The sequence below is a fragment of the Pseudomonas izuensis genome (assembly GCF_009861505.1).
Taxonomy (GTDB): Bacteria; Pseudomonadota; Gammaproteobacteria; order Pseudomonadales; family Pseudomonadaceae; genus Aquipseudomonas; species Aquipseudomonas izuensis.
Map to the genome: position 1 here is coordinate 138,313 of NZ_WTFT01000008.1, position 13,084 is coordinate 151,396.

At 57.9% G+C, this 13,084-nt stretch carries 13 protein-coding genes; 5 read left to right on the forward strand and 8 right to left on the reverse strand.

Features of this window, described 5'->3' with window-relative positions; genetic code table 11:
• Positions 1–111: 111 nt before the first annotated feature.
• The 4 genes from GPL81_RS07640 to GPL81_RS07655 form a co-directional block, all read right to left on the reverse strand.
• Positions 112–858, reverse strand: coding sequence for a YebC/PmpR family DNA-binding transcriptional regulator (locus GPL81_RS07640; protein WP_160106257.1), 747 nt, complete (start codon positions 856–858; stop codon positions 112–114).
• 124 nt (positions 859–982) lie between these two features.
• Positions 983–2,758 carry an aspartate--tRNA ligase gene (gene aspS / locus GPL81_RS07645; protein ID WP_160106258.1) on the reverse strand — a complete coding sequence of 592 codons (1,776 nt, stop codon included), beginning with the start codon at positions 2,756–2,758 and terminating at the stop codon, positions 983–985.
• Positions 2,759–2,878: 120 nt separating this feature from the next.
• Entirely contained in the window at positions 2,879–3,100 is a 222-nt protein-coding gene (locus GPL81_RS07650) for an FmdB family zinc ribbon protein (protein WP_096515216.1), read from the reverse strand.
• A gap of 123 nt (positions 3,101–3,223) precedes the next feature.
• On the reverse strand, positions 3,224–3,574 hold the full coding sequence (locus GPL81_RS07655; RefSeq protein WP_160106260.1) for a ribbon-helix-helix domain-containing protein: 351 nt from the start codon (positions 3,572–3,574) through the stop codon (positions 3,224–3,226).
• A gap of 623 nt (positions 3,575–4,197) precedes the next feature.
• On the opposite strand from GPL81_RS07655, the gene GPL81_RS31700 reads away from it, so the two are divergent.
• Positions 4,198–4,800: a cold-shock protein gene (locus GPL81_RS31700; protein WP_121104632.1), complete on the forward strand. Its 603-nt coding sequence runs from the start codon at positions 4,198–4,200 to the stop codon at positions 4,798–4,800.
• A gap of 61 nt (positions 4,801–4,861) precedes the next feature.
• Here GPL81_RS31700 and GPL81_RS07670 read toward each other — a convergent pair whose 3' ends face one another.
• Positions 4,862–5,068: a SlyX family protein gene (locus GPL81_RS07670; RefSeq protein WP_095193165.1), complete on the reverse strand. Its 207-nt coding sequence runs from the start codon at positions 5,066–5,068 to the stop codon at positions 4,862–4,864.
• Between the two features lie 3 nt (positions 5,069–5,071).
• Entirely contained in the window at positions 5,072–5,497 is a 426-nt protein-coding gene (locus GPL81_RS07675) for an HIT family protein (RefSeq protein ID WP_160106264.1), read from the reverse strand.
• 915 nt (positions 5,498–6,412) lie between these two features.
• Here GPL81_RS07675 and GPL81_RS07680 point away from each other — a divergent pair.
• Positions 6,413–7,744, forward strand: coding sequence for an OprD family porin (locus GPL81_RS07680; protein WP_160106266.1), 1,332 nt, complete (start codon positions 6,413–6,415; stop codon positions 7,742–7,744).
• 63 nt (positions 7,745–7,807) lie between these two features.
• Here GPL81_RS07680 and GPL81_RS07685 read toward each other — a convergent pair whose 3' ends face one another.
• Positions 7,808–8,650, reverse strand: a complete 843-nt coding sequence (locus GPL81_RS07685; RefSeq protein ID WP_160106268.1) for a mechanosensitive ion channel family protein — start codon at positions 8,648–8,650, stop codon at positions 7,808–7,810.
• Positions 8,651–8,784: 134 nt separating this feature from the next.
• Positions 8,785–9,270: a YajQ family cyclic di-GMP-binding protein gene (locus tag GPL81_RS07690; RefSeq protein ID WP_096509333.1), complete on the reverse strand. Its 486-nt coding sequence runs from the start codon at positions 9,268–9,270 to the stop codon at positions 8,785–8,787.
• A gap of 134 nt (positions 9,271–9,404) precedes the next feature.
• Between GPL81_RS07690 and GPL81_RS07695 the strand changes: the two genes are divergently transcribed.
• The 3 genes from GPL81_RS07695 to GPL81_RS07705 are packed head-to-tail and all read left to right on the forward strand — an operon-like array spanning position 9,405 to position 12,989.
• Positions 9,405–10,322 (forward strand): putative 2-dehydropantoate 2-reductase, encoded by a 918-nt coding sequence (locus GPL81_RS07695; RefSeq protein ID WP_160106270.1) that lies wholly within the window; start codon positions 9,405–9,407, stop codon positions 10,320–10,322.
• A 45-nt stretch (positions 10,323–10,367) separates the two neighbouring features.
• On the forward strand, positions 10,368–12,404 hold the full coding sequence (locus tag GPL81_RS07700) for a sensor histidine kinase (protein WP_160106272.1): 2,037 nt from the start codon (positions 10,368–10,370) through the stop codon (positions 12,402–12,404).
• A gap of 3 nt (positions 12,405–12,407) precedes the next feature.
• Positions 12,408–12,989, forward strand: a complete 582-nt coding sequence (locus tag GPL81_RS07705) for a cob(I)yrinic acid a,c-diamide adenosyltransferase (RefSeq protein ID WP_160106274.1) — start codon at positions 12,408–12,410, stop codon at positions 12,987–12,989.
• Positions 12,990–13,084: the final 95 nt, after the last annotated feature.

The window sequence follows — 13,084 nt, forward strand, 5'->3', positions numbered from 1 at the left end:
GAATATTCGAAGGAACTGTAGGAGCTGGCTTGCCAGCGAAGAGGCCCTTGAACTTGTGCAAGTCTTCAGGCTGTCTTCGCTGGCAAGCCAGCACCTACGAGGGCGTAGCATTCAACCTAGCTGCTGGGCCACCGATTCCGGGATATCCGCGTTGGAGTAGACGTTCTGCACATCATCCAGGTCTTCGAGCATGTCGATCAGCTTGAGGACTTTTTCCGCGCCTTCCAGATCCAGCTCGGCGCTGGTGGTCGGCAACATGACGATTTCCGCGTCATTGCCCTTGAACCCGGCCGCTTCCAAGGCGTTACGCACGGAATAGAACCCGGCAAACGATGTAAACACGTCGATGGACCCGTCTTCGTTGGTCACGACGTCATCGGCATCGGCTTCCATGGCCGCTTCCATCAACGCATCTTCATCGACGCCGGGCGCGAAGGAAATCTGCCCCTTGCGCTCGAACAGGTACGCAACCGAACCGTCGGTACCGAGGTTGCCGCCACACTTGCTGAACGCATGGCGGACAGCTGCCGCGGTACGGTTTCGGTTGTCGGTCATGCACTCGACCATCACCGCCACGCCGCCAGGGCCGTAACCTTCGTAGGACAGCTCAACCATATCGTCGGTATCGGCAGCACCGGCACCACGGGCCACCGCGCGATCAATGATGTCACGACTCATGTTTGCACCGAGGGCCTTGTCCAGCGCGAGGCGCAGACGCGGGTTGGAGCCTGGGTCACCGCCACCCTGACGGGCAGCGACGGTCAGCTCACGAATCCACTTGGTGAAAATCTTGCCCTTTTTGGCATCCTGACGTTCTTTGCGGTGCTTGATGTTCGCCCACTTGGAATGACCTGCCATAACTCGCTCCGAATTCTCTTTGAAACATTGCCCGCCACGCCATGATGCGCCAGCCGGCAAACAAAAATATCGACCCTATCCATAAAGAAAAGGCGCATCCGAAGATGCGCCCTTCAGGTCGGCCTTACTCGGCCTTAGGCGTTTCGCGCAGACGAATGTGCAATTCGCGCAATGCCTTGGCATCCACCTGACCCGGCGCCTGAGTCATGACATCCGCCGCGCTCTGGGTTTTCGGGAAGGCGATCACTTCACGGATCGACTGGGCGCCGGTCATCAGCATCACCAGACGGTCCAGGCCGAAGGCCAGGCCACCGTGCGGCGGTGCGCCGTATTTCAGCGCGTCGAGCAGGAAGCCGAATTTCTCTTCCTGTTCCGCTTCGTCGATACCCAGCAGACGGAACACAGTCTGCTGCATCTCTTTACGGTGGATACGGATCGAACCGCCACCCAGCTCGGTGCCGTTCAGGACCATGTCGTAGGCACGGGACAGCGCGGTAGCCGGGTTGGCTTCCAGCTCTTCCGGGGTGCACTTCGGTGCGGTGAACGGGTGGTGCAAGGCAGTGAAGCTGCCGTCGTCGTTTTCTTCGAACATCGGGAAGTCGACGACCCACATCGGTGCCCACTCACAGGTCAGCAGGTTCAGGTCGTGACCAACCTTGATGCGCAGCGCACCCAGGGCTTCGCTGACGATCTTGAACTTGTCGGCACCGAAGAACACGATGTCGCCATCGACCGCACCCACGCGATCGAGGATCACGTTCAGGGCAGCTTCAGGGATGTTCTTGACGATTGGCGACTGCAGGCCTTCGACGCCTTTGGCACGCTCGTTGACCTTGATGTACGCCAGGCCCTTGGCACCGTAGATGCCGACGAACTTGGTGTAGTCGTCGATCTTGCTGCGCGGCATGCTCGCCCCGCCCGGTACGCGCAGTGCAGTCACGCGGCATTTAGGGTCGTTGGCCGGGCCACTGAAGACCTTGAATTCAACGTCCTTGAGCTGGTCGGCAACGTCAACCAGTTCCAGCGGGTTACGCAGGTCCGGCTTGTCGGAACCGTAACGACGCATGGCTTCTTCGAAGGTCATGTGCGGGAACTCACCGAACTCCAGACCCAGCACTTCCTTGAACAGGTTGCGGATCATGCCTTCGGTCAGGCCAATGATGTCTTCTTCATTGAGGAAGCTGGTCTCGATGTCGATCTGGGTGAATTCCGGCTGGCGGTCGGCACGCAGGTCTTCGTCGCGGAAGCATTTGGCGATCTGGTAGTAACGATCGAAGCCGGCGACCATCAACAGCTGCTTGAACAGCTGAGGCGATTGCGGCAAGGCGAAGAACGAACCGGCGTGGGTGCGGCTTGGCACCAGGTAATCGCGGGCGCCTTCCGGGGTCGCACGGGTCAGGATCGGCGTCTCGACGTCGAGGAAGCCGTTCTCGTCCAGGTAGCGACGGATACTGGTGGTCATGCGCGAACGCAGACGCAGTTTCTCGGCCATTTCCGGACGACGCAGATCGAGGAAGCGATAGCGCAGGCGGGTTTCTTCGCCGACGTCGGAGTAATCGTTGAGCGGGAACGGCGGGGTTTCCGCTTCGTTCAGCACTTCCAGCTCGTAACCCAGCACTTCGATCATGCCCGACGCCATGTTGGCGTTGGTGGCGCCGGCCGGACGCAGGCGCACCTTGCCGGTCACTTTAACCACGTACTCGCTGCGCACACGGTCGGCGACGGCGAAAGTTTCAGCGCGGTCCGGGTCGAACACCACCTGGGCCAGACCGTCACGATCACGGATATCGAGGAAAATCACCCCACCGTGGTCACGGCGACGGTGGACCCATCCGCAAAGGGTAATTTCCTGGCCTTCCAGGCTTTCGTTCAGTTGGCCGCAATAATGGCTGCGCATCATGGTCGTGGTTTCACTTCTCGTAATTCGAAATTCGGTGGGAGGCCTTGCGATATCCGCTGCCGGATGATGCAAGAGCTCACGCGTGTCGTTCAACTCAGGTCACAACTCAGAGGCCGGGCCCTAGTCAGCTTTGTCGCCGCCAGCCAGGTTCTTCTTGGATCCGGTCTTGAAATCGGTCTCGTACCAGCCGGTACCGCTGAGGCGGAAACCCGGCATGGACAGCATCTTCTTGAGCTCTGCTGCCTGGCACGCAGGGCAGTCGACCAGCGGTGCATCGCTGATCTTTTGAATGGCTTCCAACTGATGACCACAGGAAGCACATTGGTAATCGTACATCGGCATGGGGGTTGTCTCGGCGATCAGATTGCTACCGCGCACGCTGGGTTTTGCGGCAAAGAGCGGGATTATATCCATTAAATGCAGCCTGTGCAGCCGTAAGACTGCACAGATCGACATGCTGCCCTTTCACTGCCGGGACGGAGCCATGGCCACACAACCGCCTTCCTTGAGGCTGTGAACGACGCAAACCACCCGCACCAGCCCAGTGAAATTCTTCACCCCGCCATGACGCAGATGCACTTCGCGATCCACGTAAGACAACAATGCACTGACCGAGCAACAATTAACCTTGGCCATTTCAGCCAGAATGTCCCAGTAAACCTGCTCAAGCCGCAAACAGGTCGCGAAGCCATTCAAGCGCACCGACCGGGACAAGGGCTGAGCCAGCCCCATATCGAACTCACTGACAAACGGATCAATCCTTGTGTTCTTGAGTGGACCGATCCTGACCTCCTTTCGACTGTTTTCATAAAACATACCGTTGACACTCCTTTGCCATCCCTGGTTTCCATAAGAGCTTGTTCGCTTATAGAACCGCGGGAGCAAAGTTATATCCAGATGACTTTTTGACCATCCACGTAGGAGAAGCCAACAACTGAAGGCAGATCATGGAGAGCGTCCTACGCCCGAACTTTCCCTACTCTGACTGGCGAAAATTCACTCAATAAACAGGTGTTTTTCGCGAGGGCAAGGACAACGCGCGAACAGCACCCGCAGGGCGTCATTCACCGGTCAAACATGGAGCCGGTGATGCTCCAATAAAAATTATGAGTCTTCAAATAAAGCACATAAGTGTCCGACAGCAGACACGAAAGTCTGTTGACGAAGGATTTGCGGTCCTGGCAATTCTGTCGCCGCGCCTCTGCCCTGGATACCACCTTGACCTGCGACAAATTGCCCCCGATGCACCGCTGGACTCCTTGATTTGAGTAGCCACAAGCTTTGCTGTTAAATAGGCAGTGTGTCGCTGGCGCCCATATTTTCCGGGCACTGCGCATAGGCTGATAATCGGGTACGTGCTCAACGCCTCTTATTGTTCTGAAGCGAACCGTGCCTCATCAGCTCTTCCTTGTGATCCGTCTTAACGTGAGTTACTCAAAATGTTGAAAATCGTCCACCTGCTAATGGGCGCAGCAGCCTTGCTGTTGTCCTTCATCCCTAGCCTGCGAACCGAAGCCGTACCGTACCTGCAACAACCCGATGCGCTGTACCTGGCCTTGTTCGGCCTGCTCAACCTCACCCTCGCTCCAGTGATCCCCAACTGGAACAAAGGCCCGCGCCATCAATTGCAAAACCTCGTCAGCGCGTTGCTGATCCTGGCTGTGGTTCTGCAAATCCTGACGCTGCTCGCACCGATGCCCGTCATTGCCGCTCAACCTGCCGTACTGTTCAGCCTGGTCGCAGCCCTGATCGCCGTTGTTCTTCATCTGGCAATCAGCTTCTACAAATCGTCTCCGGCCGCCGCCACGCCGAGCTATGACATGAGCAACCGCGATACCGGCACCGTCAAGTGGTTCAACACCTCCAAAGGCTTCGGCTTTATTTCCCGTGACTCCGGCGACGATATCTTCGTGCACTTCCGGGCCATTCGTGGCGAAGGTCACCGCGTCCTGGTCGAAGGCCAGCGCGTGGAGTTCTCCGTCATGAATCGTGACAAAGGCCTGCAAGCCGAAGATGTGATCGCCGCCCTGCCGCGACGCTGATTCGAAGCCGTAAAAAAACCGCGGACAGCCTGACTGTTCGCGGTTTTTTAATGCCTGCCTATTAGTAATGCGGCGGCGGTGCCTCTTCCTCGAAAGCCTCGAACTGACCAGCCATTTCTTCCTGGCGCTTGAGCAATGCAGCCATTTGCAACTGCAGGCGCTCAACCGCCCGCTGCTGCGCCGCCAGCACGTCATTCAATGCCTGGATGGTGTCATCCTGAAACGCCAACTGGCTTTCCAGATCGGTAACGCGTTCTTCCAGGCTCATGATTCAACCCTCCAGAAACGTGAAGTCATCGGTCAATACCAGACGCAGCCGCTCGCGAATCACGGCGATCTGCTCGGCCGTGTAAGGCCTGGCCGGGTGCTTGCCCCAAACCGGCGCCGGCCAGGCGGCGTCCTCTCTTTTGCGCACGATCACATGCATATGTAGCTGACTGACCACATTACCCAGCGCCGCGACATTCAATTTGTCCGCGTCGAACGAATCCTTGAGCGTTTCTGCCAACGCAGTCGTTTCCTGCCATAGCTGCTGCTGATCGGCGACATCCAACTGAAATATCTCGCTGATATCGTCGCGACGAGGTACCAGGATGAACCAGGGATAGTTCGAATCGTTGGACAACAGCAACCGACATAGCGGGAAATCACCGATCGGCAAGGTGTCTTGTTGAAGTCGTGAATCTAAAGCGAACACTGCGTGCACTCCCGCCAGGTCATCATTTTCAGCTTAGCGCCCCTCCATAGAGATCGCGCGCCAAGCGACAGGAAGGCAGCATACCTGCGAACGCAGACGCCTTCACGAGGAACCACGGTTCAAGCCTACCCACAGGACCGACAAGCGGCCACGCATCCGCCCCGAGATGTGACAACCACCGCCAAAACGCACCAATACGGCACCAGCACGGCCTGGAAAACCGCTTAAATGACCGACAGACAACGATTCGTTCAAACGTCGGAAAACGTCGAACTGTATGAATTCAGTACAGCGTTAAAAAATTTTTGCACCAAAACCGCACAGTGCGTCTACGCTGATTGCTTCGAACATCCGCCAATTACTCACTGGCGGGGTGAAGCGGTAACGTTTTTGGGTGTCACCTGGCGGTAACAATAGGGTCAACACGATGCAAGGAATGGCGTCAAGCCCAAATGCCAACAGGATGATCCCCCCGATTTTATGAGGCTTTTACGGCGTGAGGCAGCCATCAGAAAAAAAACACCGGTACTTTTCTGATTTGTGCACGTTTGTTGCATTCACACCCACATCGTCTATGAGGCATCGCTGGAAGTGAGAGCCTCAAGACTGAATAAAACAGTGGCAGGATAGCCCGATGGAGATTCAAACGTTTCACCAGGGACTCTTTTTAGCGATGCACCAGCCCCAAAAAACAGCACTAACGTTGTCGGCCCGGTTGCATCCAGGCTGTAAATTTGCGACATCTAGCAAGCTGTTTACGACAGGGTCGTAAAGATGCCGAAAGGTTAGATGCGCAAGTATCGCCAACATTGTCGGCGTGATATAAGTTTGCGCCGACACAAAAAGAAAGAGCCGCCCAGATAATAAAACAGGTGGGACGGCAGTACTCTTCTAAAACCAAAGGAGCAAATCACGATGCGCGTGATGAAGTGGAGCATGATCGCACTGGCAGTTGCAGCAGCAGCCAGTACTCAGTTGGCAGTAGCCGCACCTTTCGTAAGCGACCAGGCAGAAGCCAAAGGTTTCGTTGAAGACAGCAAGCTGGACTTGCTGGTTCGCAACTACTACTACAACCGTAACAAGAAAGACGGCGCAACCGACGACAGAGACTGGACCCAAGGGATCCAGGGCATGTTCAGCTCGGGCTACACCCAAGGTCTGATCGGTGTTGGCGTTGAAGCTTGGGGTCAACTGGCCATTAAACTGGACGGCTCCGACAAATATGCCGGCTCGGGCAACATGACCGTTGGCAATGATGGCGAAGTCAACAACAGCCAGGGCAAAGCCGGCGCTGCCGCCAAGTTCCGCATCTCCAAGACCGAGCTGAAAGTCGGCGACATGCAGCCAAGCACTGCTCCAGTGTTCGCTGTTGGCGGCTCCCGTATCCTTCACCAAACTGCCAGCGGTATCCAACTGCAGAGCAGTGAAGTCAAAGATCTCGACCTCGAAGGCGGCCACTTCTACTCGGCAACCAGCCAGGACAGCAACGCCCGTAACGGCGACCTGTGGGCTAACTACGCCAGCGTGCAAGCCAACTCCATCGACTACCTCGGTGGCAAGTACGGCATCACCCCGGACCTGAGCGTTTCGCTGTACGGCGCTAAACTGGAAGACATCTGGAACCAGTACTACGCCAACGCGAACTACACCCTGGCACTGGGTGGCGACAACTCGATCAACTTCGACGGTAACATCTACAACACCCGGGACACCGGTAGCGCTAAAGCAGGCGAAATCAACAACACCGCCTACTCGCTGGCCGCTGCTTACTCGTTCCTGAAAGCGCACACCGTCACCCTGGGCTTCCAGAAAGTGAATGGCGATACTCCGTTCGACTACGTCGGCGTGGGTAAAAACAACCGCGGTGGCGACTCGATCTTCCTCGCCAACTCCATCCAGTACTCTGACTTCAACGCCCCTGGCGAGAAATCGGTACAAGTCCGTTACGACCTGAAAATGGCCGAATACGGCGTACCTGGTCTGAGCTTCATGACCCGTTACGTGAAAGGTTGGGACATCGACGGTACCAACACTCCAGCGGGCAGCGCCTACACCGGCTTCTACGGTGAAGATGGCAAGCACCACGAAACCAACGTTGAAGCCAAGTACGTCGTTCAAACTGGCCCAGCTAAAGATCTGTCCTTCCGTATTCGTCAAGCATGGCACCGCGCCAACCACGACGACGACTTTGAAGGCAGCGTTGACGAGTTCCGTCTGATCGTCGACTACCCGCTGTCGGTTCTGTAATTGCCGAAAGTTAGTACGTTGCGATAAAAAAAGGCCCATCTTCGGATGGGCCTTTTTTGTTGCTTACTGCACCGCGGATTCCTGAACCACGCGAATAACCCGCTGTGGGAACGGGACATCGACACCGGCTGTTTTCAAACGATCACGGGATTGTTCGTTGAACATGAACATCACGTCCCAATAATCCGCCGTCTTTACCCACACTCGAAGCGAAAGAGTGATCGAACTGTCACCCAGATTAGAAACCACCGCTTGAGGTGCCGGATCGGCCAATACCCGTGGATCCTTGGCCAGCTCCAACAACACTTCACGGGCCTTCTGCAAGTCCGCTTCGTAATCGACACCGACATCAAACACCACCTTGCGAGTCGGCTGGCGGTTGGTATTGGTGATGATGCCGTTCGAGAGGTTACCGTTTGGCACGATGATGGTTTTGTTATCGCCAGTGCGCAGCACGGTGTGGAAGATCTGGATACTGTCGACAGTGCCGGCAACACCCTGGGCTTCGATCCAGTCACCGATACGGAAAGGCCGGAACAGCAGAATCAGCACGCCACCGGCGAAGTTCGCCAGGCTGCCCTGCAAGGCCAGGCCAATGGCCAGACCCGCCGCACCGATTGCCGCCACGAACGAAGTGGTTTCCACGCCAATCATCGAGGCCACGCTGACGATCAACAGGATCTTGAGGATGATGTTCGCCAGGCTACTGATGAAGCCTTGCAGCGCCAGGTCGGCGTTACGCAGCGCGATCAGGCCACCGAGTTTTTGCGTGACCTTGTTGATCAACCACCAGCCGATGCCCAGGGTGATCACTGCCAGCAGCACCCGGCTGCCGTATTCCATGATCATCGGGATCCAGGCCTGGGACACCCTGACCAGGTTATCTACTTCTGCATTCAAATCCATCTACGTTCTCCTGATTTCCGGCCATCCGGCACGCGAAAAATAAACGGTAGAAAAGATCGAGCCCTTATCACCGGGGTCAATCGTTTCTACCGTTGCTTGGGCCTCGGACGCCGAAAACGCCGAGAGGTTCCACGTCAGTCGCGGAAGTTGTTGAACTGCAGCGGCATACCGAATTCCTTGGCCCGCAGCGCCGCAATGGCTTCCTGCAGATCATCGCGCTTCTTGCCGGTGACGCGCACTTGCTCGCCCTGAATGGCGGCCTGGACCTTGAGCTTGGCGTCTTTAATGTGGGCGACGATCTTCTTGGCCAGCTCTTTGTCGATACCTTCCTTGAGCACGGCTTCCTGCTTCATCAGCTTGCCCGAAGCAAAAGCGTCCTTGACCTCAAGGCACTGCACATCGATCTTGCGCTTGACCAGGCAGAGCTTGAGGATCTCAATCATCGCTTCAAGCTGGAAATCGGCTTCAGCAGTCAGGTTGACGGTCAGGTCCTTTTCCTTGAACTCGAAGCTGCCTTTACCTTTCAGGTCATAGCGACGATCGAGCTCCTTGACGGCGTTCTCGACCGCGTTGGTGACTTCGTGTTTGTCCAGTTCGGATACCACGTCGAACGACGGCATGTAATCTCTCCAAATAAAAGGCGCACCCATGAAGCACGCCTGGCTTGCGGTAAAAATCCGCGCTGATTATAACGGGTCTTTCCCATCATTCACTGCGAGCCGTCCATGCGCGCGTTAAACAGAGCAAAAAGCTGATGGCCACCACCTGGCATATTCTGGGCGCCGGCAGTCTCGGCACATTATGGGCCACCCGCCTGGCCCGGGCCGGAGTGCCGGTGCGACTGATTGTGCGCGATGCCATGCGCTTGCAGGCGTATGAGGCGGTTGGCGGCCTGACGCTGGTCGAACACGGCGAAGCACAGCATTATCCGGTGCCTGCCGAAACACCCGACAGCCAAGCGCCCATCCAGCGCCTGCTGGTCGCCTGCAAAGCCTACGACGCTGAACATGCCGTGGCGCAATTGGCACCCCGCCTGGCCCCCGGCGCGGAACTGATTCTGTTGCAGAATGGCCTCGGCAGTCAGGACGCCGTGGCGGCGCAGGTACCCCAGGCGCGCTGCATTTATGCGTCCAGCACCGAAGGTGCCTTTCGCGATGGCGACTGGCGGGTGGTGTTTGCCGGTCACGGGTTCACCTGGCTGGGGGACGCCAGCCATCCCGTCGCCCCGATCTGGCTGGATGACCTGGACGCTGCCGGCATTCCCCACGAGTGGACCACCGAAATCCTGACCCGACTTTGGCGCAAACTGGCGCTCAATTGCGCGATCAATTCGTTGACGGTGCTGCACGATTGTCGCAATGGCGGTTTGCAGGAACATCATTGTGAAGTCGCCACCCTCTGCGGCGAACTGACCGAACTGCTTGAACGTTGTGGCCAGCCTGCTGCCGCCGAGAACCTGCAACAGGAAGTCGAACGGGTGATCCATGCGACCGCCGCCAACTACTCGTCGATGTACCAGGATGTCAGCCACCGACGCCGCACCGAAATCAGCTACCTGCTGGGCCATGCCTGCAAAGTCGCCGCCCGCCATCAATTGAACCTGCCGCACCTCACTCAGCTTGAGTCCAGGTTGATCGCCCGCCTGCACAGCCTTGGATTGCCCAGCGACTGAGCAGCGGCTACGCTGGCCACTTGTTCCTTTGTAGCGATAAACCTGATGCCATTGCGCCAGCGTCTTGAAAACCTTCCTGTCGGCCAGAAACTGCTGGCCGCCCTGTTGGTGCTGTTGACCACCGTCCTGCTGGTCGCCAACCTGACTTTTATCAGTGCCGCGTATTACATCTCCCAGGAAAGCATGGCGCCCCAGGCTCTGCAAACCATCGGCCGGCTGGTCTCCAATCCGGGCCTGATCTCCGAAGCCCTGGCATCACCGCAAAGCGCCCAGCGCCTGCTCGATGAACTCAACAGCTATTCACCGCTGCGTGCCGCCGCCTTGTATGACGGCAAGGGCGATCGCCTGGCGCAATTGCAACATGGCGATCATCTGAACCTGCCGGAGCGTTATCGGCATATGGAAGCCTGGCAAGCCACCGAGTTTCGCAGCAACCAGGTGATCACCCTGCCCCGTCCGGGCGCCGCCTCCGGACATCTACTGCTGGTGGCCAGCAGCGAACTGCCAATGGCGTTCTATACCGGGACCCTGACAGCCAGCCTCGGCATCCTGATCTTCAGTGTACTGTTGTGGCTGGTGATCGCCCGGCAAATCAAACGCCTGATCACAAGGCCGATTCATCAACTTGAAGAGCTGTCCCGGCAAGTGACCCGGGAAGAAAACTATGCCCTGCGCGCCTCCCGCGGCAACCACGATGAGATCGGCAGCCTCGCCGAAGCCTTCAACACCATGCTCTCGCGCATCGAGGCCCGGGAGCAGCAACTCAAACGGGCGCGGGACGACTCCCAGGCCGCTTTTGACCAGGCACAGGGCCTGGCCGAAGAAACCCGCCACACCAATCGCAAACTGGAACTCGAAGTCCAGGTGCGCAGCAAGATCGAGAAAAAACTCACCGGATTCCAGAATTACCTCAACAGCATCATCGACTCCATGCCGTCCGCGCTGATCGCCCTCGACGAACAGCTGTACGTGACGCAATGGAACCAGGAAGCCAGCGCCCTCTCCGGCACCCGCCTGGACGAAGCCCTGAATCAGCCGATTTTCCTCGCCTTCGAGCCGCTCAAGCCGTTTCTTCCGCAACTCAAGCAGACTGTCGAGCAGCACACGGTGGCCAAGATCGAGCGTGTCACCTGGGTCAAGGACGATGACGCCCGGCATTACGCCCTGACCTTCTACCCACTGATGGGCGGTGCCGGGCGTGGCGTGGTGATCCGGATCGACGACATCACCCAGCGACTGTCCCTGGAAGAGATGATGGTGCAGTCGGAGAAAATGCTCTCGGTCGGCGGCCTCGCCGCCGGCATGGCCCATGAGATCAACAACCCGCTGGGGGCAATCCTGCACAACGTGCAAAACATTCGCCGACGGCTGTCTCCCGATCTGCCGAAGAACCTCGAACAGGCTGAACAGGTCGGCGTCGAGTTGTCGACGGTCAACGACTACCTGCAAGCACGGGAAGTGCCGCAACTGCTCGATGGTATTCAACAGGCCGGCGCCCGGGCGGCGAAAATCGTTACCCACATGCTCAGTTTCAGTCGCCGCAGCACCCGGCAAATGGCCCCGTGCGACCTGCCGGCGCTGATCGATCAAGCGGTGGAAATCGCCAGCAATGACTTCGACCTGGCGATCGGTTTCGACTTCAAGGGCCAGGCCATCATTCGCCAGTTTGATCCTGCATTGGGCCCGGTGCCTGGCACGGCCAACGAACTGGAACAGGTGCTGCTCAACCTGCTGAAAAACGCCGCCCAGGCCATTCACCAGCGCGAAGACGACCGCGAGCCGGGGCGGATCATCCTGCGCACCCGACTCAATCCGCCCTGGGCGGAAATCCAGGTGGAGGACAACGGCATCGGCATGAGCGAAAGCGTGCGCAAGCGTACGTTCGAACCGTTTTTCACCACCAAGGAAATTGGCCAGGGCACCGGTTTGGGCCTGTCGGTGTCGTACTTCATCATCACCAACAACCATAAGGGTCAGATGGAAGTGCAATCAACCCTGGGCCAAGGCACCTGCTTCACCTTGCGCCTGCCCCTGGCGGGCACCCCGCTCGTCTCTCAAGAACTCAATCAGCTATCGAGGTAACTCATGGGCTTTCGCTTGTCGAAGATTTACACCCGCACCGGCGACAAAGGCGAAACCGGCCTGGGCGACGGTCGCCGCGTGCCCAAGGATCACCCGCGGATCGAGGCCATCGGCGAGGTCGATACGCTGAACAGTCAGGTCGGTGTACTGCTGGCCGGGCTGGCGGCAGAAAGCGCCGCGCATCCGGGGCTGAGGGAAGTGATCGAGGTATTGGCACCTTGTCAGCATCGGCTGTTCGACCTCGGCGGCGAACTGGCGATGCCGGAGTATCAGGCATTGAACACCGCAGAGATCGAACGCCTGGAAACAGCGATCGATGTGTGGAATGAAGAACTGGGCCCACTGGAGAATTTCATTCTGCCGGGGGGTTCGCCGCTGATTGCCCAGGCTCACGTCTGCCGCAGCCTGGCACGCGGTGCCGAACGCCGCTGCCAACAACTGAATGCGCTGGAACCGTTGGCCGGAGTGGGTTTGGCGTACATCAATCGGTTGTCGGATTTGTTGTTTGTCGTGGCGCGGGTGATTGCCAGGCGCCAGGGGGTTGCGGAGATTTTGTGGCAGCCGGCGGTGAAACCTCAGGCTTAGTGGTCGTTCTTCAGGACGCCATCGCGGGCAAGCCTTGCTCCCACAGGTTTTGTGTTGCCCACCACATTGATAGACGATGCAAAACCTGTGGGAGC

Excerpts from the sequence above, each read along its gene's own strand:
- GPL81_RS07705 (WP_160106274.1), top strand. The coding sequence starts at position 12,408 with ATGGGCTTTCGCTTGTCGAAGATTTACACCCGCACCGGCGACAAAGGC.
- GPL81_RS07690 (WP_096509333.1), bottom strand. The coding sequence starts at position 9,270 with ATGCCGTCGTTCGACGTGGTATCCGAACTGGACAAACACGAAGTCACC.
- GPL81_RS07670 (WP_095193165.1), bottom strand. The coding sequence starts at position 5,068 with ATGAGCCTGGAAGAACGCGTTACCGATCTGGAAAGCCAGTTGGCGTTT.
- GPL81_RS07655 (WP_160106260.1), bottom strand. The coding sequence starts at position 3,574 with ATGTTTTATGAAAACAGTCGAAAGGAGGTCAGGATCGGTCCACTCAAG.
- GPL81_RS07650 (WP_096515216.1), bottom strand. The coding sequence starts at position 3,100 with ATGCCGATGTACGATTACCAATGTGCTTCCTGTGGTCATCAGTTGGAA.
- GPL81_RS07700 (WP_160106272.1), top strand. The coding sequence starts at position 10,368 with ATGCCATTGCGCCAGCGTCTTGAAAACCTTCCTGTCGGCCAGAAACTG.
- GPL81_RS07685 (WP_160106268.1), bottom strand. The coding sequence starts at position 8,650 with ATGGATTTGAATGCAGAAGTAGATAACCTGGTCAGGGTGTCCCAGGCC.
- GPL81_RS07640 (WP_160106257.1), bottom strand. The coding sequence starts at position 858 with ATGGCAGGTCATTCCAAGTGGGCGAACATCAAGCACCGCAAAGAACGT.
- GPL81_RS07680 (WP_160106266.1), top strand. The coding sequence starts at position 6,413 with ATGCGCGTGATGAAGTGGAGCATGATCGCACTGGCAGTTGCAGCAGCA.
- GPL81_RS07695 (WP_160106270.1), top strand. The coding sequence starts at position 9,405 with ATGGCCACCACCTGGCATATTCTGGGCGCCGGCAGTCTCGGCACATTA.
- aspS (WP_160106258.1), bottom strand. The coding sequence starts at position 2,758 with ATGATGCGCAGCCATTATTGCGGCCAACTGAACGAAAGCCTGGAAGGC.
- GPL81_RS31700 (WP_121104632.1), top strand. The coding sequence starts at position 4,198 with ATGTTGAAAATCGTCCACCTGCTAATGGGCGCAGCAGCCTTGCTGTTG.